This window comes from Geosporobacter ferrireducens, assembly GCF_001750685.1.
Lineage (GTDB): Bacteria > Bacillota > Clostridia > Peptostreptococcales > Thermotaleaceae > Geosporobacter > Geosporobacter ferrireducens.
In genome coordinates this window covers 5,135,004-5,159,293 of the sequence record NZ_CP017269.1, presented here as the reverse complement: position 1 = coordinate 5,159,293, position 24,290 = coordinate 5,135,004, and the positions used below count along the sequence as shown (strand labels likewise).

23 protein-coding genes and 1 tRNA gene are annotated in these 24,290 nt (G+C 36.7%); 2 read left to right on the top strand and 22 right to left on the bottom strand.

The window, feature by feature from the left end:
* Nucleotides 1–2: 2 nt before the first annotated feature.
* The 7 genes from cobS to Gferi_RS24170 form a co-directional block, all read right to left on the bottom strand.
* Nucleotides 3–743 carry an adenosylcobinamide-GDP ribazoletransferase gene (gene cobS / locus Gferi_RS24200; RefSeq protein ID WP_069980684.1) on the bottom strand — a complete coding sequence of 247 codons (741 nt, stop codon included), beginning with the start codon at nucleotides 741–743 and terminating at the stop codon, nucleotides 3–5.
* On the bottom strand, nucleotides 743–1,285 hold the full coding sequence (locus Gferi_RS24195) for a cob(I)yrinic acid a,c-diamide adenosyltransferase (RefSeq protein ID WP_069980683.1): 543 nt from the start codon (nucleotides 1,283–1,285) through the stop codon (nucleotides 743–745). The genes cobS and Gferi_RS24195 overlap by 1 nt, the downstream gene beginning before the upstream one ends.
* A gap of 15 nt (nucleotides 1,286–1,300) precedes the next feature.
* Nucleotides 1,301–1,864, bottom strand: coding sequence for a bifunctional adenosylcobinamide kinase/adenosylcobinamide-phosphate guanylyltransferase (cobU, locus tag Gferi_RS24190; RefSeq protein WP_069980682.1), 564 nt, complete (start codon nucleotides 1,862–1,864; stop codon nucleotides 1,301–1,303).
* 137 nt (nucleotides 1,865–2,001) lie between these two features.
* Nucleotides 2,002–3,339, bottom strand: a complete 1,338-nt coding sequence (locus Gferi_RS24185; RefSeq protein ID WP_069980681.1) for an esterase/lipase family protein — start codon at nucleotides 3,337–3,339, stop codon at nucleotides 2,002–2,004.
* 46 nt (nucleotides 3,340–3,385) lie between these two features.
* Complete coding sequence (locus tag Gferi_RS24180; protein WP_069980680.1) at nucleotides 3,386–3,913, bottom strand: methylated-DNA--[protein]-cysteine S-methyltransferase; 528 nt, start codon at nucleotides 3,911–3,913, stop codon at nucleotides 3,386–3,388.
* Entirely contained in the window at nucleotides 3,914–4,609 is a 696-nt protein-coding gene (locus tag Gferi_RS24175) for a DUF2225 domain-containing protein (RefSeq protein ID WP_069980679.1), read from the bottom strand. It abuts the gene before it with no gap.
* An 84-nt stretch (nucleotides 4,610–4,693) separates the two neighbouring features.
* Complete coding sequence (locus Gferi_RS24170; RefSeq protein WP_069980678.1) at nucleotides 4,694–6,130, bottom strand: VanW family protein; 1,437 nt, start codon at nucleotides 6,128–6,130, stop codon at nucleotides 4,694–4,696.
* Nucleotides 6,131–6,480: 350 nt separating this feature from the next.
* Here Gferi_RS24170 and Gferi_RS24165 point away from each other — a divergent pair.
* Nucleotides 6,481–6,555 (top strand) — tRNA-Met (locus tag Gferi_RS24165).
* Nucleotides 6,556–6,612: 57 nt separating this feature from the next.
* Here the strand turns inward: Gferi_RS24165 and Gferi_RS24160 are convergent.
* The 7 genes from Gferi_RS24160 to Gferi_RS29060 all read right to left on the bottom strand — a co-directional run bounded on the left by Gferi_RS24160 (nucleotide 6,613) and on the right by Gferi_RS29060 (nucleotide 14,187).
* On the bottom strand, nucleotides 6,613–8,667 hold the full coding sequence (locus Gferi_RS24160) for a cell division protein FtsA (RefSeq protein WP_069980677.1): 2,055 nt from the start codon (nucleotides 8,665–8,667) through the stop codon (nucleotides 6,613–6,615).
* A gap of 98 nt (nucleotides 8,668–8,765) precedes the next feature.
* Nucleotides 8,766–9,431 (bottom strand): endonuclease III, encoded by a 666-nt coding sequence (nth, locus tag Gferi_RS24155; protein WP_069980676.1) that lies wholly within the window; start codon nucleotides 9,429–9,431, stop codon nucleotides 8,766–8,768.
* A gap of 56 nt (nucleotides 9,432–9,487) precedes the next feature.
* Nucleotides 9,488–9,769 carry a DUF503 domain-containing protein gene (locus tag Gferi_RS24150; RefSeq protein ID WP_069980675.1) on the bottom strand — a complete coding sequence of 94 codons (282 nt, stop codon included), beginning with the start codon at nucleotides 9,767–9,769 and terminating at the stop codon, nucleotides 9,488–9,490.
* A gap of 160 nt (nucleotides 9,770–9,929) precedes the next feature.
* Nucleotides 9,930–11,117, bottom strand: a complete 1,188-nt coding sequence (locus tag Gferi_RS24145) for a glycine C-acetyltransferase (protein ID WP_069980674.1) — start codon at nucleotides 11,115–11,117, stop codon at nucleotides 9,930–9,932.
* A 251-nt stretch (nucleotides 11,118–11,368) separates the two neighbouring features.
* On the bottom strand, nucleotides 11,369–12,448 hold the full coding sequence (locus Gferi_RS24140; RefSeq protein ID WP_069980673.1) for a Lon-insertion domain-containing protein: 1,080 nt from the start codon (nucleotides 12,446–12,448) through the stop codon (nucleotides 11,369–11,371).
* Nucleotides 12,449–12,502: 54 nt separating this feature from the next.
* Entirely contained in the window at nucleotides 12,503–14,056 is a 1,554-nt protein-coding gene (locus Gferi_RS24135) for a recombinase family protein (protein WP_069980672.1), read from the bottom strand.
* 2 nt (nucleotides 14,057–14,058) lie between these two features.
* Nucleotides 14,059–14,187 carry a hypothetical protein gene (locus Gferi_RS29060; protein WP_257785956.1) on the bottom strand — a complete coding sequence of 43 codons (129 nt, stop codon included), beginning with the start codon at nucleotides 14,185–14,187 and terminating at the stop codon, nucleotides 14,059–14,061.
* Between the two features lie 312 nt (nucleotides 14,188–14,499).
* Between Gferi_RS29060 and Gferi_RS24130 the strand changes: the two genes are divergently transcribed.
* Entirely contained in the window at nucleotides 14,500–15,951 is a 1,452-nt protein-coding gene (locus Gferi_RS24130; RefSeq protein WP_069980671.1) for an alanine/glycine:cation symporter family protein, read from the top strand.
* 9 nt (nucleotides 15,952–15,960) lie between these two features.
* On the opposite strand, the gene Gferi_RS24125 is transcribed toward Gferi_RS24130, so the two are convergent.
* The 8 genes from Gferi_RS24125 to Gferi_RS24090 all read right to left on the bottom strand — a co-directional run bounded on the left by Gferi_RS24125 (nucleotide 15,961) and on the right by Gferi_RS24090 (nucleotide 24,132).
* Nucleotides 15,961–17,316 (bottom strand): AAA family ATPase, encoded by a 1,356-nt coding sequence (locus tag Gferi_RS24125; RefSeq protein ID WP_069980670.1) that lies wholly within the window; start codon nucleotides 17,314–17,316, stop codon nucleotides 15,961–15,963.
* Nucleotides 17,317–17,432: 116 nt separating this feature from the next.
* The gene (locus tag Gferi_RS24120) at nucleotides 17,433–17,927 is read right to left on the bottom strand and encodes a metallophosphoesterase family protein (protein ID WP_207645781.1); all 495 of its coding nucleotides are present in this window, start codon (nucleotides 17,925–17,927) and stop codon (nucleotides 17,433–17,435) included.
* Entirely contained in the window at nucleotides 17,914–19,038 is a 1,125-nt protein-coding gene (gene queG, locus Gferi_RS24115) for a tRNA epoxyqueuosine(34) reductase QueG (RefSeq protein WP_069980669.1), read from the bottom strand. Before queG ends, Gferi_RS24120 begins: the two co-directional genes overlap by 14 nt.
* Nucleotides 19,039–19,117: 79 nt before the next feature.
* Nucleotides 19,118–19,648 (bottom strand): signal peptidase I, encoded by a 531-nt coding sequence (lepB, locus tag Gferi_RS24110; protein WP_069980668.1) that lies wholly within the window; start codon nucleotides 19,646–19,648, stop codon nucleotides 19,118–19,120.
* A 177-nt stretch (nucleotides 19,649–19,825) separates the two neighbouring features.
* Nucleotides 19,826–20,566, bottom strand: coding sequence for a ZIP family metal transporter (locus tag Gferi_RS24105; protein WP_069980667.1), 741 nt, complete (start codon nucleotides 20,564–20,566; stop codon nucleotides 19,826–19,828).
* 132 nt (nucleotides 20,567–20,698) lie between these two features.
* Nucleotides 20,699–21,535, bottom strand: coding sequence for a deoxyribonuclease IV (locus Gferi_RS24100; RefSeq protein ID WP_069980666.1), 837 nt, complete (start codon nucleotides 21,533–21,535; stop codon nucleotides 20,699–20,701).
* Between the two features lie 148 nt (nucleotides 21,536–21,683).
* Nucleotides 21,684–22,259 carry a winged helix-turn-helix domain-containing protein gene (locus Gferi_RS24095; protein WP_069980665.1) on the bottom strand — a complete coding sequence of 192 codons (576 nt, stop codon included), beginning with the start codon at nucleotides 22,257–22,259 and terminating at the stop codon, nucleotides 21,684–21,686.
* A gap of 202 nt (nucleotides 22,260–22,461) precedes the next feature.
* A complete protein-coding gene (locus Gferi_RS24090) occupies nucleotides 22,462–24,132 on the bottom strand; it encodes an MASE3 domain-containing protein (RefSeq protein WP_169833030.1) in 1,671 nt (556 codons plus the stop codon).
* Nucleotides 24,133–24,290 lie beyond the last annotated feature (158 nt).

The window sequence follows — 24,290 nt, the reverse complement described above, 5'->3', positions numbered from 1 at the left end:
CCTCACCAAATTAAATTTAATACAACTAAAAAATAAAAAAGATAAACCAGCTCCATAAGCTCACATAATGCACCTAGCGTATCTCCTGTCATTCCATCTATCTTTCCGGTAATATGGTGAATATACAGAAGGCTGAAAAGACAGCCAATAACCATAAAGGGTATGGACCAAAGATTTATTAAGCAGCATCCCAAGGTTATGACACCTGCGATCTGCAACTGTCGATTGGTGACTTTCCCAATATACAAATTTCCCATGCCATTCGGCCGCGCGTATTTGGCATATCTGCTGGAAAATACTAAGATGAACCTTGAAAATACAGGCATGAGCAAAAGAATTGCAGCTGCACGGGGTGGATCAATATTAGCGATGAAGGCAATCTTTAAAAGCAGTGTAATCAATATGGCTAAAGCTGCATTTGTTCCTAAACGACTATCCTTCATAATCTCTAGTATTCTGTCTTTTGGACGATTACTGTATATGCCGTCGAAGGTATCTCCTAGGCCATCTAAATGCAGTCCCCCTGTGATAAAGACTTCAATAGCTACAGCCATTACTGCTGCTAGGAAAGATCCCCCTAACCAAAGCCCCAGGTGGTAAAAAGACAAAACAAACATACCAATAATCAAGCCTACCAGAGGAAAATAAATAACCCCATCTAAGAAGTCCCTCTCCTCAACTTCTAATTGAACTTGTATGGGAATTCGGGTTAAGAACTGGATCATTAGAATCAGCCTTTTCATTATTGCTCAATTCCTTCCCTGGCATGAATCCCTTTTTGAAAAGGATGTTTAATCATTTTTATTTCAGATACATAATCTGCAAGTTCTACAATTTCCTGAGGTACATTCCTTCCAGTCAATATCAGCTCCATATGATCAGGCTTTTCCCGAATCAGCTGACAAATCTGTTCTATTGAAAGCAGCTTATTAGATAACACACCCATAATTTCGTCCAGAATCAACACATTACAGTGCTCTTCTTTGACCACTTTGACGGCAAAATCAAAAGCCTCATCAATTCTTTTCTTTAAATCTGCTTTTTCTTCTTCATTCAGCGTCCAAAAGAATTTCTTTATTTTATCAAAACGAAAAATTTGAAAATCTGGCGATAGCCGCTCTACACTATGTAATTCTCCTGAGTCTCCACCTTTCAAGAACTGTATCATATATACCTTATACCCGCGTCCTACGGTTCTTAAGGCTTGTCCTAATGCAGCCGTTGTTTTTCCCTTTCCATCTCCTGTATAAACCTGTATAAGTCCTTTATCTAACTTTTTCTCCATTTTGCATTTACTCCTTTACTTTATTTTCATGGGTATCCCAGAGACTGTAAAATAAACTTCATCCGCTTCTTGTGCGATTAATTGGTTTATCCTTCCGGCCATATCCCTAAATATTCGCGCTAACCGATTTTCCGGAACGATCCCCATACCTACCTCATTGGTTACCAAAATCAGCCAAAGTCCATATTCTTGACAGGATTTTAGCAATCCTACAAATTGTTGCTTAATACGGTCTTCCATCCTATCTATTTCCTCATGCTGCACGATTTCCCAATCTAGATTTTCATATTCAAACATTAGATTTGTTGTCATAACAGTAACACAATCCAATAAAATCGTGTCATGGGATTGTGCAATTTCCGGCACTAGGTTATATAGATCCTTATATGCTTCGTAAGTAGTCCATTGCTGGGGTCTACTCTCCCGATGCTTCTTAATTCTATCCTTCATCCCTTGATCAAAGGCGATTGCTGTTGCCAGATATGCCACGGGCCCCAAAGATTGCTTCGCTAAGTTCTCTGCGTAAGAACTCTTTCCACTCCTGGCACCGCCGGTAACCAATGTAATTTTCCCCTTCAAAATATCACCTCAAAATTCAGTAGTGTATAGGATTTAAATATATGCAAAAAATATGTCCCTGCTGCTTGAGGGACATTCTTTATATTATAACTAAACTATACCAGATTTTTAAATATTATGCAATTTCTTTCCCATGCCTATATTGATACGCGATAACTCTTCCCAGCTACCACCTGCTTATTTTTGATTCTACTGGTTTTTCCATCACTGTCCATGATTAGAAGGCTTACTGCACCGCTTTCTTTTGCATAAAAATCAATATAATAAGAAGCAGGATTATGATTGGTAAGCATAATCCACTGCAGTCCAGATTGAAAACGCTGTTGATATAATCCATTCCGTCTTTCCATACCGGAATATACTGTGTGAACCCCTTGATTTGTCAGGGTCTTTACCATAACATCGCCACTGCCCTCCACCAATATGCTCAAATGCCTTTCTATACGATCCTCTTGCTCACTAAATGCCACATCCTCTGGAACTCCCAGTTTTTTTCGAAGAACGAAGCTGCATTTTTTTAACATGTCTGTATGACTTCCATGAAAAATATAGGTATCTCCCTCAATCGCCAATACACTTTTCAGCATAACTGTACCGTCGCCCTCTACAGACTTGTAGGCTTCCAGAACTTTGCCATCTGCCCATCTTCCAATATCGTCTCTATAGTTTCTGTCCACATGCAGATATTGATTGGTTTCTATGCCTTTTGCTCCAAGCAAGGTTACTTTGATCCCTCTGCGAGATAGGATTCCTTCATCTTCATTCAGTGCATCTATAAAAGCATTTTGTTGTTGCATACTTGCATAAGGTACAAAGTTCATCCGTCCCATTTGATCTATTCTGTATAGATAGTGATTATATTTTTTCCCAGGAAGCAGGTCTCTTGCACCCAATAAGTAACGATGGATTGTTTCCATATCGTTTTCAGTACCATATACACGCTCAAGTATCCATAGATATCCTTCCATCAAGGTTCTGAAGATATTTTGCTCATAAGGAAGCTCTCCGCCGGACCAAAAATAATAAGCATCTACTGCGCCTGCATTGGGGGTTGCAATAATGATTAGATTATCAATGTCATTTTCATAGGCCTTGCCTTGCGCATAAGCTCTCGCAGCGAGACCGCCCATACTATGGCAGATTACATCAACTTGATCACTCCTTGTTACTTTTTTTGCATGATCGATAACCTTTTTCAAAAAATGTGTTGAGATATAATTGCAATCCTTTCTCCAATCGTAAAAGGCTATAAATAAATCCTTATTTCGAACATATCCTAATTCTTCAATACTTTTGATAAAAGGTTCATACACAGAGGAAGCCATTCCAAAGTTCCAGGCACCTGTTCCCGGTATAATCTCGTCACCCATCGAACCAAATAAGCCAGGAATAAATACAACGGGCTTTCTCTTCGATGTACGTGCTCTATTTTTCATCATTCGCAACAATCCCAGCACCATCATTGTTTTATACAAAGTACCCCCTCCTCACGCAGGATAATCAAATCAAAAAATAAAGCTGCTACATATTCGTAACAGCTTTTCCTTCGTGAATGGTAACGCCTTCAAGGGATAACAGCTTTCTCTTGAAATCTAAGCCTCCGCCATAACCGACCAAACTCCCGTTTGCACCAATAATCCGGTGGCAAGGTATAATGATGGGAATATTATTTTTATTATTTGCCATGCCAACAGCCCGAAAACCTTTAGGCGTTCCAATTTTTACAGCAATATCCTTATAACTGCAAACAGTACCATAAGGTACAGAAACCAATGCCTGCCATACCTTCTTCTGAAAAGGCGTTCCGACCAAATGAAATTTTGTATGGAACTCCTTTATATTTCCTTTTGCGTAGGATTTCAACTGATTTATTATATGCTCATTTTTATCATAGTTTTCTTCAACAAGATTAAATTTTTCATGCAGCCACTTAAAAAAGCTGCTTTCTTCTTCACATTCCAGCGTAAGTTTGCATAAACCTATATCGCTGGTTGCTACATAGAACTTACCCAAGACAGTAGCTGCCTTAGCATAGTACACGGTCGTCATTTATACCACCCGCACATCGTTTTTTAGTTTTTTAAATTCTTCCTTAGCAAGCCGCCATTGTTCTCTCGCTTGTGCTTCCAGTTTCTTATTTCTTTTAATCAAAGGATTCTCTACTGCCTTATTAAACCAGTCAATAGATTCCTCATATTTTCCTAGCCTCCGATTTAATTCTCCGATGAGATAGGTTAGAGATACTTCATCAAGATTGCCTATAGGCAGCGATTCATGTAAAAATGCCTCCTCAAAGCAGGTTTGTGCATGATGCAGGAACTCCCGTTCTCTTTCATTATTGATAAATCGATGAAACCAAGCCAATTTTAAACAAATATTTCCTAAAGCACCTTTTTTGTGATTTAGAACCTGCCCGCAAATTAATGCCAGCTTATGGGCTTCAATGGCATCATAAACGCTCCTTTCTTCTCCAAAACTTCGCTGTACCCACCTTTTTGTTATGGCAGTCTCGATCACTTTCTTTCCTTGCGGAGTTATATCCTTAAATACACTTTCCATGGCAGCATAACCGCACATGGGACATACATGGGCGCCATAAAACATTGGATTTGTGCTACTGTAAACAACACAAAAATCTGTATCCCGTTTTTCAATTCTACATGCTGAACTCTTTACTCTCTTCGTATGAAAAATATTTTTACACACAGGACATTGTATTTCTCTGTCAAATAAATCCTGATTCATCTGATCACCTCAAACATCATTAAGACTTCTACTATAAATATCGTTTTATAAAAATCGCAGCAGCATGATCACTTAGAAAAGGTATTACTGGGCTGGTTCAATATTGTTTTGCACTGTATTTGCGGACTCCTGTTTACTGTTCTTTACAGGTTGAGGTTTTTTTGTCCCTTTAACAATAATTTGTTTTTGAGGTCTGTAATAGTCTTTGGAAACTACATTTCTCTCAACTTCTACACCATTCTCATATAAAACCTTGTAAGTAGTTATTTTGTACCCGTCTCTCCCTTCTTGTTCAACACGCTGCATGCCTTGTAATAGGTTTGCATCATACTTTATCTCTGAACCTCGTTTTACAACTTCTGTTTCTTTCGTTTCAATTTTTATCAACCTGTTATCGGTCTTTAAACCATAAATTCTTATCGTCAATTGATTTCCATGGACGCTCGATTCAATATAAATAGGTTGAGAAAATGTATTTTGGAACTTAAAATCTAACACACCATAGGAAACTGTTGCATCTAAACCTTTTGGTACATAGGTAGAGGGAATACTATGATTTACACGTTCTACAATTTTTAGGTTGCTCATCAGAACCGAATTATAGATGGTGCTTGAAACTTGGCATACCCCGCCCCCTAAGCCTTCTACCAATTCACCTTTAAAAATAACAGGAGCATCCTGATAGCCTCGTTCCCTACTTCGGGGACCCACTCTCTCATTAAAGGAAAAAACATCATTTGGCATTAATACAGTTCCATTAATTGCATTCGAGGATAAAATGATATTTTGACTGCGGTTCTTATTTCCCGCATTGAACTGTGTAGTATAGACACCCAGCAAATCATTAATATAGCTAAGACTCTCTGAGGTAATTCTAGGAGATTGAACTTCTACCGGAAGCTCGATCGTAGTCTCAGAAGAATTTTTCCTATCCAATATAGCCTCTATGATAGAATGATTTGCTCTTTCTATATCCATTTGAAGGCCTGTGATTTCAGGTGTTATGGCAAATTTTCCGTTTGTTCGGGTTATAATTGCATTTTTTGCCGGTTTATCAATACTTTTTTTGATGGCAGATAATTGCTTTTCAATCTTTTCTTGATCATAAACAGGTGTCAGCATTATATTTTCAGGCCTGCGATAGAGAGAGATGATTTTTTGCAACCTCTCAAAATAGTTGCCTTCCCGCCCGATATTGTATGCTTCATTGACTGCTTTTGTAAAGTTGAGATCATATCCGATATCCTCACCAGTAAAGCTCCATACTTTATCTCCATATTTCAGTAGAATCTTTTTTTGAGTAACACTATCCTCAAAACGTTCTTCTGCCTTTTTTCTAGCCTCAGCAATAGATAGGCCGCCCATATCCATGTTTTCTATGGTTACACCATTATAGATTGTATCACGATGAATCAGAAAAAAAGTTATTCCTGTAGTAGAAACTAAAAAACTCAATAATACGATGATAATTCCTGCAACAAAGTTCTTTCGTTTTGTGCTGCTTGTAGCTTTTGCATCCATCTTTTTTTCCTCCCTTCCTGCGTTTTGAATTCTAATTTAGCGAGATCTGTTTGTTTTTATATTATTACATTTGACACACCTATATTACTAATATACATTATATTTGCTTGATTGAACATAATGTAATACAAATTTAATGCCCAACTTAAAGCTTTTCCGTTGTGGGATCTTGTCACCTATTCTTTGTACATGCATAATATGTAGTGGACATAGGTCCACGCGTAAATTTTTCCCCTTTCATGATGGAGGGAGATTTCTCCCTCCCCCTTTTCTATAAGTTTCGAACTTCTAAAAACCCATGTATAATCTTTAGTCTGTGTACATATACTATAATAGTAGAAATTTACCGACGCGGAGTAGAGCAATGGTAGCTCGTCGGGCTCATAACCCGGAGGCTGTAGGTTCGAATCCTGCCTCCGCAACCAAAAATAACTAGAGGATCGCTCCTCTAGTTTCTTTAAATTTATATTAGAGCTGATCGCCTATTCCCAATAAATTTCTATTCGATCTCCGGCTTGTATCAGATCTGTATAATTTGCTCTTTGATCATTCAGTTTTAAAATGAGAATTCCTTGGACTTTTGTACGATCAAAATCTATATAATTGAAAACATCTACAAAAATATAGGGAGTTTTCTTTGCAGCATTCAGTAAAATTGGTTCATTGTTTACATAAATCAGTATTTCATGATTTTCATCATCTTTCGGCTGATCTATGGTATTTTCCATTTTATACTCAGTATCAGCGCCGCAATGTATTATATCTTTTTCTTGCTCCGCTTCTATTTCTTCAATCCTTATTTGATCTTTATCTTTCAACAAATAGTCGCTTTGGACTTCCTCCCCATTTACAAATACCCTGCATAGCTCCATCTTTTTTTGGAATCGCAACAGTAATTCATCCATATGCTGAATCTCTCGGTAAGTAATCTGATCGCCTTCCTGAATAATGTAATTCAACGCTGCTGGCTTTCCATTTATAAGCGGTTCACCCATTAGTTTAAAATCCAAGCCATTGAATTGAACAGTTTTAGCTTCCATGAACAATTCATTTAAAGAGATTCTCACATCCTTACCATCGAAAGCAGGTTCTATTACGATATTGTCTCGATTTTTTATTTTCGTATCGAGACTTCCAAGAGCACCATTTATAAAGATTTTTGCTGCCTCACCCGGCTCTCCGGCAATAACTTTTTGGACACCATTCACAAAATAGTTTAATCCTTTCCCTCTTCGGCCGATTAGCTTTCTTGCATTATATCCAATTCGGATAAGGGCATCGGAAACATACATTTGTTTCGTATTCAACAGCTTGATAGCTGTTTCATTTACGTGAATATGGATAAAATCTTGTTCACGATCCTTCAAAGCAATCAAACCGATACCAATGGGCGTGATGAATTCGGGTCCTTCTAATTTTTCACACTGAAAAACTATATTTTCAATTATTTCCGTTCCTCTGACAACCACTCTTTCTTTTTGTAGTCCAAGCTTATTCGCCAGATGCTGTGTAAAGGTTGGAATCTGACTTCCGCCACCGATGCAAAAGACAGCGCTAGGTGCCTTTCCATTATAGTTAATGATCTTTTCAGCAATCTCTGCTGCCAAACCTTCAATAACATCAGAAATACGTTCAATAATTTCACTTGTAGTCATTTCATAGGGTATTCCTACAATATCACTAAAGTGGTGCTTTTCTTTTTTATTTAATGTTATTTTTAATTTTTCTGCGCTGTCAAAGTCTAGCAAGAAGGTCTTTGCAATTGCTTCTGTAATTTCGTCACCCGCTACTGAGGCCATAGCATAAGCCACCACAGTACCGTCCTGTGTTATTGCAATGTCAGAAGTTCCTGCACCGATATCTATTAGCACCAGATTTAACAAACGTAATTTCGGAGGAATCGCAACATGAATCGCAGCAATAGGCTCTAAGGTAAGATTCATTACATCTAACCCAATTCTTTCCATAACCCCATAAAGACTGTCTACTACTACATGAGGAAGAAATGTGGCCAGAATATCTGCGCCGATCTTGTCTCCTCTATGTCCTTTTAATGTGGTCATAATACCATCATTCAAATAATACGTGATCACGGTATAACCTACGCAATAATATTTCGTGTCTTTATCTGCTGATTCATGTTCCAGAGCTTGCTGCGCTTTTTGAATGCCTTCTATTTCTAAACTATCTATCACACGTTTATCGATGGTTTTTGTAATATCCAGTTCTCTGCTTACATGAACCTGATAGGTTTTTAATGCTCTACCCGCTGCAGCAATGGCTACTTGACGCAAGGAAAAACCTAATCTGCCTTCAAGATTATTTTTAACACACTCTGCTACTGCAGCAACCTTATCAATATCATGAATTTGTCCATCATACATAGATCTGCTTGGATGTTCTATGACTTCTACATCAATCACGGTAAATTGATCTTCTTCCCATCTGCCTACTACACCTACTACGTTTCTGGTTCCAATGTCCAGCGAAAACATCACTTCATGGGGACTGATTCTTTGTCCTCCAGCTTCCGCCATGAGCCACACCTCTTTTCGTCTTTAGATCCTTATTTATTATTCGTCATATTTTTACATTTTCCTTTTCTATTCTAAAGAAAAGAAGAACGAGATCGAATCTAGTTCTTCTTGGTTAATTCCTCATAATATAAACATTCTTCACTTATAGGACATTTTTCACATAACGGTTTCCTTGCTTTACAGATTCTACGGCCATGGTAGATCAACCAGTGGTGTGCATCAGACCACTGATCCTCCGGTATATTTTTCATTAATTGCTGTTCCGTATCTTCTACGTTATCACTATGAGCTAATCCAATCCTATTGGATACTCTAAAAACATGGGTATCCACTGCAATAGCCGGTTTCCCAAAAGCATTACTAATCACAACATTGGCTGTCTTTCTGCCTACCCCGGGAAGCTCCATCAACGCTTCCCTTGTTTGCGGCACTTCTCCTCCATACTTTTCCATAAGAATACGACAGGTACTTAATATGTTTTTTGATTTACTTCTATAAAAGCCACAACTGTGGATCCACTCTCCCAATTCTTCTTCTGTAAGGGCAAGCAGTGCTTGCGGTGTATTATAATGTTGATATAGCTTTTTCGTTACCTGATTCACCCGCACATCCGTACATTGGGCTGCCAGTATTGTCGAAATCAATAATTCAAAAGGTGTCCGATAATCCAACTCTGATACAGCATCAGGATACGTCGCTTCTAATTTCTCTAGTACTTGATGGATTTGTTTCTTATTTAAGACCTTATCTGCTTTCTTCTTCAAAATATCCTCACCTTTCTGTTTATTCCTTTGTTATCAATGGATATAGAAAATAAATACTATAATATTTCAATATGTAACTGTACAATCTCTACCCTATTATCCCCCTCAATAAACTTAATTATATTATCAATCATCTGATTTGCATGCTTTGTAGTGGTTGTTACACAGGCAACACCAATCACCGCACTCTTCCACTTCTCCTGTAGATCTATCTCTGCTATGGAAGCATTAAATCTAGACTGAAGTCTTCCAATCAGACTTTTTATGATATGTCTTTTTTCCTTTAGGGAATTTGGTTCAAACATCACTAATTCTACAGTACATGTCCCGATAATCATTCCCATCACCTCAATGTAGATTTAGATATTATATAAATTGCAATAAAGCTATTACAACTTATATATTATTATACAACAAGCTTTAAGAATCATGTGAATGAATAAATTTACTACGATAAAAAAATGACCGAAAATCATCCGGTCACTTTTTATACTCATTTTATATTAAATTCATTTCTTTTCCAACTTTTTCAAAAGCAGCAATGGCACGATCTAATTGTTCTTCCGTATGTCCAGCCGTTACCATGCATCGAACTCTTCCCGTTCCCTTTTGAACTGTAGGAAATACAATTCCCGAAGCGAATACACCATTATCAAGCAAGGTTCTGGAAAACTCCATCGTCTTTGCTTCGTCCCCAATAATTACTGGAGTAATAGGTGTTTGACTGTGACCAGTATTAAAGCCTAATTTCCCTAACTTCTCTTTGAAGTACCTGGCGTTTTTCCACAGCTTATCCGTATACTCGGTGGTTTCCATCAACATTTTCACTGCTTCCATAATCGCACCCACGGCAGCAGGCGGGAGAGCCGTACTGAAGAGGATAGGTCTTCCTCTATGGTTTAGCCATTCCTGAGCAGTTTTACTTCCTGCTACATATCCACCAATGACACCGATGGCCTTCGACAGAGTTCCAATGCTAAAATCAATCCTACCGTGCAGATGGAAATGATCTACTGTTCCTCGGCCACTTTCTCCTAATACACCAGAGCCATGGGCATCATCAACATAGGTCATGGCATTATACTTCTCCGCCAGAGTAGCAATAGAAGGTAAATCTGCAATGTCTCCATCCATACTGAACACACCGTCGGTAATGATCAGTATGTTTCTATATTTATCTCTACTTTCTTTTAATACTTTTTCAAGATGATTCATGTCATTATGTTTATAAACTGTCTTATCCGCTTTGCTTAATCTTGCTCCATCAATGATGCTCGCGTGATTCAGTTCATCTGAGATAATAATATCTCCGGCCTCTGTTACTGCTTGTATGGTTCCGGCATTGCAATTAAAACCGGATTGGAAAGTCATTACAGCCTCTTCCCGTTTAAATGTTGCTAAAAGGGTCTCCATTTCTTCATGAATATCCATATTTCCAATAATTGTCCTCACGGCACCTGCACCTACACCATATTTTTCTACTGCCTCGATAGATGCTTTTTTTAATCTTGGGTGATTGGCAAATCCCAGGTAATTGTTAGAAGAAAGATTAATCACTCTTTTTCCGTTAAGTACAATCTCAGATTCATTCGCCCCTTCTAAGATGGGCAGTCTTCGATATACTCCTTGATCTTTTAGTTCCTGAATCTTTTCTTGTAAAAAAGGTAATTCATGTATGCTGCTCATATTTATTTACCTCCTTGATTCTATAATAGCTTTCATTACATTTCATACTAACTATTGTTATATTTTATCTTTTTTCATTTTTTTATCCTACTTTCAATGCAGAAAACTTTGTCCTTTTAAAATATACCATATCCGATTGAGAAATTCCTCCATTTTATGAAGTCTTTACATAATTTTAATTATTAATAACTTGCTAATGATATAATATAAGCAGAAAAAGAGCGAATCCGCTCTATTTCCTAAAACCGCCATTATTTCCTCTTTAAGTTTTTTCCTGAAGCAGTGGATTGATTGTCTGAGTCAGCATATTTATGCAATTTCCCTTTAATACGCTCATATATATCAAGATACGATTTATCCGTTAGTATCTCTATTCCTTCTTCAATGCTGGATACAGGATAGATATGGAAAATTCCTTTTTGTACTGCACGAATCACCTCGTCCTTTAAAACCAGATCCTCAATATTTTGATAAGGAATCATGACTCCCTGATCACCTGTAAGACCAAAGTGGTTGCAAATATCGAAAAATCCTTCTATTTTTTCCGTTACCCCCCCAACTGGTTGAATCTCGCCTTTTTGGTTCACCGAACCGGTTACCGCAATGTATTGTTTGAGCGGTACATCTCCCAGACTCGATAACAGTGCATATAGTTCTGTACTGGAAGCACTATCTCCATCGATCCCGCCATAAGATTGTTCAAAGCATATCTTCCCTGTAAGGGAGAGTGGCACATCTTGAGCAAACTTTTCGCTTAAATAGCCCTCCAGAATCATTACCCCTTTATCATGGATACTACCACTCATTTCGACTTCCCGCTCAATATTAATAACTCCTTTGTGGCCAATAAAAGTCGTAGCTGTAATGACTGATGGTTTCCCAAACACATGATCACCCAGATTCATAACAGATAATCCATTAATTCGGCCTATTTTTCTTTCCTTAATATCGATAATGACTTTTCTTGTTTTGTACATCTCCAGCATTTTCTCTTCTATCATATTGTTTCGATAAATCTTTTCATCATAGGCTTTTTTGATATGTTTATCACGGATATACGGTTCCTTATCTACTTCTGCCCAAGCATCCGCTTCTATTAGCAATTCTGCAATTTTACTAAAGCGTGTTGATAACTTATTTTGATTTTCTGCGATTCTGCTGCAATATTCTATAACCTTAGCAACACCGGTTGCATCCAAATGCTTAATGTTTTTTCTTTTGCAGTAATAGCTAATGAATTGAGCAATTTTAAGCTCATTTTCCTTTCCAGTATCCATCTTATCATCAAAGTCTACCTTCACTTTAAAAAGCTTTTCAAATTCATCGTCCACTGCATAAAGCAGTCTCCACATTCAGTATTTAGATTTTTGATTGCATTCCATTTTTTAAACAGGATCTCGAAATTTATAGTGTATCTCAATGATCCTCCCTTGCTTATCCTTACTTTCAAAAACAATAATTTCTTTTATCAGTTTATCAATAAATCCATTCGTAGGTTTTTTAAAAGTAAATAGTTCCTTGATTCTTTCCCGAAGCCCTTCCCTCCATTGATCCATATCATGATTTACACTTGTCAGCTGCTCTTGCAAGAGGTCTTTTTTCTTTAATAACATTTTCCGTTTTTCTTCAATTTCTTTTGAAAAATTTAGGAACAACTCTTTTGATATATGTTCTTCCAATCGATCCTCATATAATTTTTTAAGCTTCCCTTCAATTCTTTTTAATTGATCTTCTGTCTCCGTCAAACGCACCTGTATGCCTTCTTTTTTCTTATTTACCGAAAAATCCATCCGGTGCACAGTCTTTTCAATTTTCAGTTTCTCGCTATAAGATTGAATATCTTCTTTAATTTTCAACAGCAAAAAATCCTCTTTAATGCTATGGGATGTACAACGGTTTCCACCTCGTTGGCCATTTATGCACCGATATCCCTGGTACTTTTTTTGATACCCCATTGCACCGCCACAATCTCCACATATAATTTTATGGCTAAATAAATAGGCTTTTTCTTGTTTTTTTATACCTGAGCTCCTTCTGTTCTCCATTTCCTCTTGAACCTTTAAAAATACATCTTTAGATACAATACCTTGAAATTCTCCACTATAAATCCAGTTCTCCTGAGGCAGCTTTACTGTTTTTTTAAGCTTATAACTGATTTTCTTATACTGTCCCTGGACCATGATTCCACCATATTTTGGATTGGTTAGGATTGATTTCACACCATTTTCATTCCAACGATACCATTTTGACAACGGAAAACCAATGCGTGAAGCTGGGGAAGGTATTTCTCTGTCATTTAGCTGATTTGCAATTCTCGTATACCCCCATCCTTTTAAATACAACTGAAATATTTCCTTCACCACTACTGTGGTTTCATCCTCGGCAGGTACTAGTTTAATGGTTTTTTGCCCATTTTCTTCTATGATCATTTTCATATATCCGTAAGGCGGCTTAGAACCAATATAGCTTCCGCGGATCATTCTCTGCTTTAGTCCATCCCGACTCCTTCTTGAACAATCTTTGATATACATTTCATTCAAAACATTTTTGAACGGAACAATATCATTGATCTCATCAACTGTATCTACATGATCTAATACTGAAACAAATCTTATATTGTTTATTTTAAAATAGTCTTCCAGATAGTAGCCAGCCAATATATAATTTCTCCCTAAACGAGATAAATCTCTGGTCAACACCATATTTATTTTACCTTGCTCAATATATTTTTTCATTTCATCGAAATCATCTCTCTCAAAGGTAGCACCGGATATTCCGTGATCTTGAAAAGTTTTCACAACCTCATATCTCTCTAAGTTCCCTTGATTGCTCTTACGAATCCATTCTTGCAAACTCTGAATTTGTGTTTGTATGGAGTCTTTTTGCTCGTCTTTCGTAGTAGAAACCCTTGCATAAATACCCACATACCAAATTTTCATTTTTATTCATAATCCTCCGTCGATTGATTTTCGCCTTTGGCAAGTTCCTCCATTACTATAGCTGTAAGAATCGCTTCCAGCTCTTCATCTCCATACTGGCGCAAGATTTTCGTTTTTTTGATATTCTCCATAACAGATTCCTCCTTCCTAATTTAAATTTATGTAGTCTAGTAGCTCAGTAGTATTCTGATTCATCTAAATTATTGTTTTTTTGAATAATTTTTCTTTGATTATGTCAATAATATAAAACGTATCAGTTCCTCAAAATACGCTTATGATTAGCAATTTATTCATGATTCATCTGTTCAGCAGAACATTTTTCCATCATGAAATGTTACAAAAATGAAAAAAGCTTATTGATTCTTTTCAAAAAAAGTAGTATTATTAACTTAATATTTTTTAGTAATTTTATAAAAATTTTAACAACTATGGAGGTGGAGTTAATGGCTCAATTGGTAGACTCACTAAACGGTATTTTGTGGAGTCAAGCACTTATTTATCTATGTTTAGGAGTGGGTTTATACTTCTCAGTGGCAACCCGATTCCTGCAAGTCCGTCACATCAAGGACATGGTAAAACTCCTGTTTGGAGGCCAGAGTTCAGAGCAAGGTGTATCTTCATTCCAAGCTTTCTCTCTTGCTGTTTCCGGTCGTGTAGGTACAGGTAATATTGCCGGTGTTGCTACGGCTATCGCAATGGGTGGTCCTGGAGCAGTATTCTGGATGTGGGCAATCGCTTTCCTAGGTGCAGGTTCAGCCTTCGTTGAATCTGTATTGGCACAGATTTACAAAGAAGAAGTTGATGGTGAGTATCGCGGAGGTCCTCAATACTATATCGAAAAAGGTATGGGTATGAAGTGGTATGCTTTGATATTCGCTGTTTCTACAGTAATCGCAATGGGTTTCTTCTTACCGGGTGTACAATCCAACAGTATCGCTGCTGGTGTTCAAAACGCATTTGGTATAAGTCCTGTTGTTACAGGCGGTATTATCGTAGCTTTACTCGCTTTAATCATCTTCGGTGGTGTTAAGCGTATCGGTAGAGCTGCTGAGTTAATCGTGCCATTCATGGCTACTGGTTATATCTTAGTATCTTTGATAATCATCTTATTAAATATTGGACAGCTTCCTGCAGTAATCGGCTTAATATTTAAGAGCGCATTTGCCATCGAGCCAGCTTTCGCCGGTATCATCGGTATGGCAGTATCCTGGGGCGTTAAGCGTGGTATCTACTCTAACGAAGCTGGTCAAGGTACTGGTCCAATGGCTGCAGCTGCAGCAGAAGTATCTCACCCAACAAAGCAAGGTCTTGTTCAAGCCTTCTCTGTATATGTAGATACACTATTTGTATGCTCCGCTACAGCTTTCATGATCTTAATTACAGGCTCCTATAATATCAATAATCCTGCAGGCGGTTTCTTAGTAGAAAAACTTCCTGGCGTAAATGTTGGACCTGCATTCACACAAAAAGCTGTTGAAACATTAATGCCAAGATTTGGTGCTCCATTTGTTGCGATTGCATTGTTCTTCTTTGCATTTACAACATTGATGGCATATTATTACTATGCAGAAACAAATATTGCCTACCTATTTAAAAAAGGTAACAACAGAAAGATCGCAATCAACATATTAAGAATCTTATTACTTGTATCTATCTACTACGGCGCTATTAGAACTGCTGAATTAGCATGGGGCCTAGGTGACATCGGGGTAGGATTAATGGCTTGGTTAAACATCATTGCTATCGTTATCCTTAGAAAGCCTGCATTTGATGCACTTAAAGACTATGAAGAGCAAAGAGCACAAGGAAAAGATCCAGTATTCGATCCAGCTAAACTTGGAATTAAAAATGCTGATTTCTGGACAGCTAGAAATAAGCAGGCTGGCAAAAGATAAGATAATCACTTAAAACCTCCCATACTGCGTAGGAGGTTTTTTTACATTTATAAAAATTGACCTATACACTGAATGTAGCAGTCGATACAAATATGGGTTACCAATCATGATCACCTTTATATTCACAGGTATCGGCTCTGGCTTTAGAGATGCAATATCTACAATACCTAATTGACTCCTGATGCTTTCTACGCTAATCTCTCCTGTTTCCAAAGTTCTTTTTAAAGTATCCCAGGATTGGAAATTTGATAATATTTGATTTGCCTGGAGAATCAGATAACCACCGTTAGCCCTATGGATTGCGCCAGGCTTTACCATTAAGAAATCCGTCTTCAAAGTACCCTGCTCGTTCTCGTACTCTATCCTTCCAACTAAATTATTGTAGTTTGGATTACTTTCTATAATAACAGGAGCACCTTCTGCATTGCTGTTGTCAACAAAAATGTTTACCTTGTACTTTTTTACGAAACTATTTTCAGATTTTCTTGTTAGTACCTCTGTTTGCTCATCCTCGGATAAATCAAAATCATCAATGTTCTCTATCACATCGTTTTGCACATTTTTTAAATACTCGAGAATCCTGCTATGTGCCTTATATTTATCATATAATTCATCTAACAAGGGCTCTACTACAAAAAGTCCTATTCTGCTTTCCAATTCCCGAATTTGCCTTTTGGCATCTCTTTCTAAAGCCTTCATTTTCCTTAAAATTTCGACTGCTTTTAATTGCACATATTCAGCCTTCTTTTCAATCATCTCTTTCTGTTCTTCTGCTAAGTCTTCAAATTCCTTATCGCCTACTACTTCCCCATCCAACATAGGTGCTAGCATAAATCCAGTACTTGTATTTTTAATCATAAAATCATTTTCTCTACTATACTCCGTTAATTGTTCTAATAACTGATTTCTTTCCTCTTGATATTTTTTAACGATTTCTGTTTTCTGCCGCTCATAATCATCTCCAGAAAATGCTTTAGGAATCTCTGTCAATAAATCCTGTACAAGTAAATTCATGTCTTCACAGAGTATTTTCCCCATTCCGGACGGCATACTTAAAGCAATTGGATGGCTCGGTTCTTGAAAATTATATACATAGCACCAATCATCCGGTGTATTTTCCTGGTGTGCCTTTTGCTCTACGACCTTTTGTACATAGCTTTTTTTCCCGGTTCCCTTTATGCCTACAACGAAAATGTTATATCTCAAGTTTTTAACCTGCAAACCAAATGCCATTGCCTGTACCGCTCTGTTTTGACCAATGATTCCTTCCAATGGGATTAGTTCTTCTGTGGTTTTAAAAGAAAACTGCTTGGGATTACACACCTTTTTTAATTTTGTATAAGGTAGTTCCCTGTATTTCGCCAAATTAACTCCCCCTCTGCGTAGACTTTCATGCTTTAATCTATTTTATTCACCTTCTTTGTCCTTTTCTCCATTAATTTATCGGGAAATAAAAAAAGAATCCTTCTGTTAGAATGATTCTAAAATAAAACAAATTCGCAGCGCAAGGTCTCCTCCAGATATAATAATATAAATGAATATTTTTTCTCTCTTCTTTTTACTGTTGGAGATCCTGGATTCAATAACAATATACCTGACTTTGTCTGCAATAAAGGTTGATGGCTATGTCCAAAAATAACAATGTCCACATTCTCATGTATGAAGCTGTTAAAAGCACGGTCAACGGTTCTGCCTTTCTCCCCATGTCCATGAAAAATACCTATCCTATACCCATTTAATTCTACGATGCACTTTTCTGGCAAATTCGTAACCATATCTCCGGAATCTCCATTTCCTTTTACTGCATATACAGGTGCAAAACCTTCTAATTCACTTAATACGTCTTGATGTTGAATATCTCCGCAGTGGAAGATGACATCTACATTTATTAGTCTTTGATACAAAAGTCTTGGCAGAGGTTTCTTCATACTCTTTAAATGAGTATCTGCTATTACAGCAACTTTAATGGGAATCATCTCCTAGGAATTCTTCTATGATTTCTCTTATTTCTTCATCCTTCTCATTCTCCAAATGCGCCTTTATGATGCTTCTTGCCAATTCAGCATCCAATTTTATAATCGCCCAAATTGCATATTTACGAATCATATTGCTTTCATCAAACAACAGCTTTTTTAAGTGTGGTATTGCTAAAGGGTCCTTCCTATTGGCAAGGGCTATAATTGCATTTCTGCGGATATTGTTCTTTCCCCGCCACCCGGCAGCAGTTTTTCCATACCTTACTTTAAAGGTTTTATTATCCATATGCAGAATCTCGATCAAATCTGGTCTATCGGAATAAGCTTCAGGAGAAAATTCTTGATGTTTTGTTTCTTCTACCGTATGATTATGAGGGCATACACATTGACAGGTATCGCATCCATAAAGTCTATTTCCCATTTTTTGACGCACCTCAGGAGTAATGTCTTCTTTTGTTTGCGTAATAAAAGACAAACATTTTTTCCCCTGAAGTTTGTAGCCTTCTTCCAATGCTTCAGCAGGACATGCCTGAATACAGGCGTTACAGCCAGCACATTGATCAGGCATGGGCTGATCCGGTTCTACCTCAAAATTCACAATCGCATATCCCAAAAACACCCAAGAACCATACTTTTTCGTAATTAACATATTGTTTTTTCCAAACCATCCCAAGCCTGCCCGCCATGCAACGGCACGATCTGATAAAGATCCTGTATCTACATATATTTTATATTGGAATGGCCCAATCAGTTTTTCTATATTTTGCATCAGCAACAGCAGCTTGTCCCTAAGAACCTCATGATAATCCCTTCCCCAAGCAGATCGTGCAATGGCACCTAAGGGCCGTTCCTTACCCTCTAGCAAGCGTGGTTTTTCTACATAATAGTTTATTGCAATTGCAATAATTGTCCGGGCATCAGGCATGATTTGTTTCGGATCAATACGTTTTCCAATGTCTTGTTCCTCAAATCCTGATAAATATCCTTTTTCCTTCCGCTCCATAAGAATTTCCTTGATTTCATTAAAGGGAGCAGCCGAAGTAAAACCAATTAAATCGATTCCGATGTCTTTTGCACAGATTTTTATCTTTTCCTTTAATCGGTTTACCACAAACTCACCACCAGCCGGTCCAATAATTATACAATTGATTATAGCACAAAAAGCACACTTCGTGTGCTTTAGGTTGAGTCTATTGGCTTGAAAATGCCGTCATAGCCTCTACAGGCCATATCCTATATTCAGCTCTTCCCTTAATTGATTTTATTGATACATATCCAAAGCATCTGCTATCGTTACTATCGTTTCTATTATCCCCTAATACAAATACCATCCCTTTTGGAACAACTCCTGCAGTAATAGGATAATCCCGGTCATCATATTCTTCAAAAGTTATATAATTTTCTTTTATAGTCTCTCCATTGATGTATATTTTTCCATCAATAATTTCAAATGAATCCCCTTCAACTGCAACCACTCTTTTAATAAACAATTCTTTTTTCCTGTCTTTTATTGGCGGTGCAAATATAACAATATCTCCCGGATGAGGATCATGTAACCGGTATTCTAATTTATTAATGAAAAGCTTGTCTTGATTATTTAAGGTAGGATACATAGATAACCCCTGTACAACGGTAAAACCAAAAATGAATTTTTCAAAGAAAAGTCCCAGCAAAATAGCGATTAAAAATATTCTTATCAACCGTATTAAATCATTAAGCATCGCATCACGTCCTAATCTATGTCTCCTCTGTATTGTCTCCAAAGAATAAGCCTTTTATAATGCTGATTCTTCATAGTCAAAATTTTTGCCTGATTTATTATATGAAGGATGTGATGTGATTTATTGCTAAAATGATAATTAATTTGTATATATAACTTTTTTAGCATCCAAAGCTTTCTATTTCATAATATAATATTCAATCAAAAGCATTACAATAAAGCCTGCAATGACGCCAAAGGTAGCTTTAACCTGGTTGCCATGACAATGACTCTCTGGAATCAGCTCATGAGATACGACATAATACATGGCACCTGCGGCAAAGGATAATGTAAAAGGCATATAGGGTTGGATTACACTTCCTGCCAATATCCCTACTGCAGCGGCAATAGGCTCTCCAATTCCCGCAAAAAAAGCAAATAAGATCGCCTTGCCTTTAGAATAACCTTTTTCTATGAGTGGTGCTGAAACTACTAGGCCCTCTGGGGCATTTTGTATACCCATAGCCATTGCAAGAATGATGCCTCGATCTTGACTGCCAGAAGCATAACCTACCCCTATCGCAAAGCCTTCCGGTATATTATGAATTGCAATGGCAGCAATCATCATAATTGTTTTTGCCAAGACTTTATTTTCAAAGTTTGTATTGCGTACCTGCCCCATGTTGATATTGGGAATGATTTTTTCTATTAGGCCGATCAGTATTGCCCCAGAAATTAAGCCAGAAATCACTTGAAAAATTGCATCTTCTTCCAAAGCAGGAAGTATCAAACTAAAGGATGCAGCAAACAGCATGATTCCTGCTGCAAATCCCAACAAGAAGTCTTCAAATACCTTTGAGATTTTGCTTACGAAAATTAACGGCAACGCACCAATTCCAGTACACATCCCTGCAAGTATGCTGGCAACATATCCGTTCATGTTTCTCACTTCCTACAATGTAGTTTACGTATTTGCTACGGCATATGATTCACTATAATATGTTTTGCAGTTTTTTTGTGAAGCATACTGGAAGGTAATATTTTCATGAGTCATAAAAAAAGATAGCAATCGCTATCCTTCGTAATGAGATTTCAATAATTTGATTTCTGATGCATAACCTTCTACCTCATTGGGTGTTTCCAATAAGACCGGTTTTCCTGAGACTGCTGGATGTTTAATAAATCTCACAAGTGCATCGAGACCAATAGTACCTTCTCCAATCTTTGCATGTCTATCTTTCTTACTGCCTAAGGCCATCATACTATCATTTAGATGAATTGCCTTTAATCGGTCTAACCCTATAATTCGATCAAAGCATAAAAATACATCCTCTAAAGAATTTACAATATCATAACCGGCACTGTAGAGATGGCAAGTGTCCAAGCATACCCCTATTCTATCAGAGTATTTCACTTTTTCTATGATTTGAACCAGTTCTTCAAACGTACCGCCTACTTCTGTTCCTTTTCCTGACATCCCTTCCAGTAGAATCATTGTATTTTCTTCTCCGGTTAATACATCATTCAAACCCTCTGCAATCCGATGAATCCCATAGTCTACACTACGGTTAACATAACTTCCCGGATGCAGGATTATGTATTGGCAGCTTTTAAAATGCTGCAACCTATCTAAATCATCTCGAAGCAGTGTCTTTGCCAAAACCCAAGTATCCTCTTTTTCTGATGCAAAATTATAGGTATAAGGTGCATGAGCTAATAAAGATAAAAAACTCTGTTTTTCACAAATCTGATCAAGATTTTCTATATCTTCCAAATCTAACGCCTTCGCCTTTGCACCCCTTGGATTTCTAGTAAAAAACTGAAAGGTATTTGCACCGATAGAAAGTGCTTCTTTAGCAGCTCTCTCATATCCCTTTGATATAGTTAAATGTGCACCAATATTCAACATGATTTCTTCCCTCCTTTAAAATGCTTATTCTATATATTTCCCGTTATTCTTCATAGAAAAACATCTTTTTACATTGTTATTAGATGCCACTTATCGCTGAGGCACCCATAAAAATAAAAAAGCAGTGAATACTCACTGCCTATCTAGACTATTTCTTTTTTCTAATTCGAGGGATAATAAGGGCTGATACTGAATAAGCCTTTGTATTTTCCCTAGTCTTATCCTTTTTGTCTTTGACAAAGTTTTCAATGGTTTCATTCAAAAGCATCTTAAATTCTTCGGTTTCCTCTACAGTTAGATAATAATCGTTGAAATGCAGCATTTGCTTGGGATGTTCCTTTTCATTAGCATTTTCCAATGCCTTATAAAAATCATTGCTGATATTTTCAAAAATCGACATAGACGCTTGATTGAGAGACTCTATAACACCCTTGTCTCCTGAATTCATGATACTTTTGTCAATTACAAAGGTCCTTGCCGCAGGCAAATAGTATTTCTCAATAATTCCAGATTTGACACGTTCATCTACCAATTCTAGAATTCCAACTTTTTGCAAGGTCTTAATATGATAGTTAATTTTCGCATGAGGTTCACCTAGCTTATCTGCTATTTGTTTTGCTGTAGCTGCCTGATCTTCTTCAAAACACTCAAGTATTTCAATCCGATAAGGATGTGAAATCGCTTTAATTTGCTCTAGCTCTCGTAATACCAAGACATCTTTCATGTCGCTTACCTCTCATCCTATTATTTTTCCGTTCTAAAAAACTATTGCGTACTTCACCCGTTTAAGTTTGCTCATTTTTATCAAAATTACTTTTATATGAAGTTTCGTATATTAATGCAAAAATATATATCTAATATTATAGTATGACTTGTTCAAATTGTCAAAAAACACTTTTCTATTTTTATAAAAATAATCTTCTCGCCTATGCTTCCATAATAAAATAGGTTATGTCATCTTCATTGGGAATATCTTTTGTTTTTATTCTAATTTCATCTAAAAGTACTTTATTTAAAGTTTCCAACGAATGATCCCGATTCTCTATGAGGATTTGCTGTAAATCTTCCAATGCTACAGGCACATGGTCTCTATAATCTTCTGTCAATCCATCTGTATAGAAAAGAACGCGGTCGCCTTTTTCCAGACACACCTCAGCTTTCTGAAAGTCCGGTTCAAACAAATCTCCAAATTTACAAATAGGAAATCCTATACTCTTGTCTAAAATATCTATTTCTCCATTTTTTCTTACTAGTATCGGCAGTGAATTCATTCCGCCTGAACAATAGGTAAGCACTTTTGTATTTTTATTATAGATTGCATAGAACATTACAATATGCATTTCGTTTGGAAAATCTGATTTATTAAATTCCATATAAATATGTTTGATCATTTTATTGGGTGATGGATTATTAACGAACCTACTTGGTATTTTAGATGGTTTCATTACACGATCTGCAAACAATGTCATCATGGCAGCGGAAATTCCATGGCCTGCCACATCTGCAATAAACATTCCGATGTTTTCCTCATCGACCGCATGAATATGATAAAAATCTCCACTAAGTTTTTCACAAGGTATATATTGGGAAACAAATTGTGTGCCATAAATATTCAGTTCCTTTGGCGGTAATAAAGACTGTTGAATTCGTTTTGCATATTCCAACTCCTCCATCATCTTTTCATTGACTCGTTGAACTTCTGCAGTTCTACGCTCAACAATCTTTTCCAAGTTTTTTGCATATAATTTTATCTGTTCTCTAGCTTTTTCCAGCTCAATATATGGATCATCCAAATTGTAGATAAAAATTGCCCGGAACAAAAGAAAAGAGCTAAGAATTTTATAAATATGACCTAACAAATTATAAGTGTCATAGACACTCTTGTAGATGGTAAACGCTGCTTCTGTAAAGATACCTACGATTAATCCTGTGGCAAATATGATAAAAATTTTATTATGGGTAATCCTGTAATCCTGTACATAGAAGAAAACTGTTATACCGAATACTGTCATAACCACATATTCAAGCAGAATTTTTAAATTTGTTAATCCCTGCCCTTCAATAAACAAAGGTGGAAACCATTCTGTTTGGTATGTAACAATATAAAAAAATCCCCACACAGCTACTATACTGGCAATTAAAAAATATCTGCGCGGCAGATAGGACTTAAGATTATATGGAACCATTCCAGATATCAATAATCCAAAGCCTAAGATCAGCCTAGACAACATCCAAAAAGTAGTTGCTTTTGGAATAGAGCTTTCTGTGAAAAAAATGGGCATTCCGTTATAACTCATCGTATGAAAAAAGTCTAAACAGCCCGTGACAAAGAAAACTGTAAAAAAAACCAGCAATCTTGCCCTATGATTTTTGTTATACGTATAATAGGTTATGGTAAATAAAATGAAAGATATAACAATACTGCTAAACTCTAAGAGGGTATGATATCCCAAAAACAAATCTGTTCCTAGAATTTTATAGATGATTATATCCAATAGCCCTACGATCTTAAAAACGACTAAGGAACTCACAGCTGTAAAAAAGAGATATATATAATTAAAGTCAAGTTTTCTTTTATTCTCTTTTATGCTTAACAAAGGATTCAACTCCTTTTGACAAAGATTTAGGATATATAAAAAATTTCTACATATCATCCTAGATTCCCTCTTTATTTTTCAGAAAATCTTAATTAAAATTGAATCTTTTAAACCAATTTTCCTTCTTCTCGATCACCTTACGAAAATAAAAAAATAGT

What these genes read in the sequence shown, in the direction of transcription:
- Gferi_RS24105 (WP_069980667.1), bottom strand. Translation starts at nt 20,566, where the DNA reads ATGAACGGATATGTTGCCAGCATACTTGCAGGGATGTGTACTGGAATT.
- Gferi_RS24120 (WP_207645781.1), bottom strand. Translation starts at nt 17,927, where the DNA reads ATGATTCCCATTAAAGTTGCTGTAATAGCAGATACTCATTTAAAGAGT.
- Gferi_RS24170 (WP_069980678.1), bottom strand. Translation starts at nt 6,130, where the DNA reads ATGGATGCAAAAGCTACAAGCAGCACAAAACGAAAGAACTTTGTTGCA.
- Gferi_RS24160 (WP_069980677.1), bottom strand. Translation starts at nt 8,667, where the DNA reads ATGGCGGAAGCTGGAGGACAAAGAATCAGTCCCCATGAAGTGATGTTT.
- Gferi_RS24100 (WP_069980666.1), bottom strand. Translation starts at nt 21,535, where the DNA reads ATGTTGAATATTGGTGCACATTTAACTATATCAAAGGGATATGAGAGA.
- Gferi_RS24195 (WP_069980683.1), bottom strand. Translation starts at nt 1,285, where the DNA reads ATGGAGAAAAAGTTAGATAAAGGACTTATACAGGTTTATACAGGAGAT.
- Gferi_RS24150 (WP_069980675.1), bottom strand. Translation starts at nt 9,769, where the DNA reads ATGATTATCGGGACATGTACTGTAGAATTAGTGATGTTTGAACCAAAT.
- Gferi_RS24135 (WP_069980672.1), bottom strand. Translation starts at nt 14,056, where the DNA reads ATGAAAATTTGGTATGTGGGTATTTATGCAAGGGTTTCTACTACGAAA.
- lepB (WP_069980668.1), bottom strand. Translation starts at nt 19,648, where the DNA reads ATGCTTAATGATTTAATACGGTTGATAAGAATATTTTTAATCGCTATT.
- Gferi_RS24175 (WP_069980679.1), bottom strand. Translation starts at nt 4,609, where the DNA reads ATGAATCAGGATTTATTTGACAGAGAAATACAATGTCCTGTGTGTAAA.
- cobS (WP_069980684.1), bottom strand. Translation starts at nt 743, where the DNA reads ATGAAAAGGCTGATTCTAATGATCCAGTTCTTAACCCGAATTCCCATA.
- Gferi_RS24145 (WP_069980674.1), bottom strand. Translation starts at nt 11,117, where the DNA reads ATGAGCAGCATACATGAATTACCTTTTTTACAAGAAAAGATTCAGGAA.
- Gferi_RS29060 (WP_257785956.1), bottom strand. Translation starts at nt 14,187, where the DNA reads ATGGAGAATATCAAAAAAACGAAAATCTTGCGCCAGTATGGAGATGAA.
- Gferi_RS24180 (WP_069980680.1), bottom strand. Translation starts at nt 3,913, where the DNA reads ATGACGACCGTGTACTATGCTAAGGCAGCTACTGTCTTGGGTAAGTTC.
- Gferi_RS24095 (WP_069980665.1), bottom strand. Translation starts at nt 22,259, where the DNA reads ATGAAAGATGTCTTGGTATTACGAGAGCTAGAGCAAATTAAAGCGATT.
- Gferi_RS24130 (WP_069980671.1), top strand. Translation starts at nt 14,500, where the DNA reads ATGGCTCAATTGGTAGACTCACTAAACGGTATTTTGTGGAGTCAAGCA.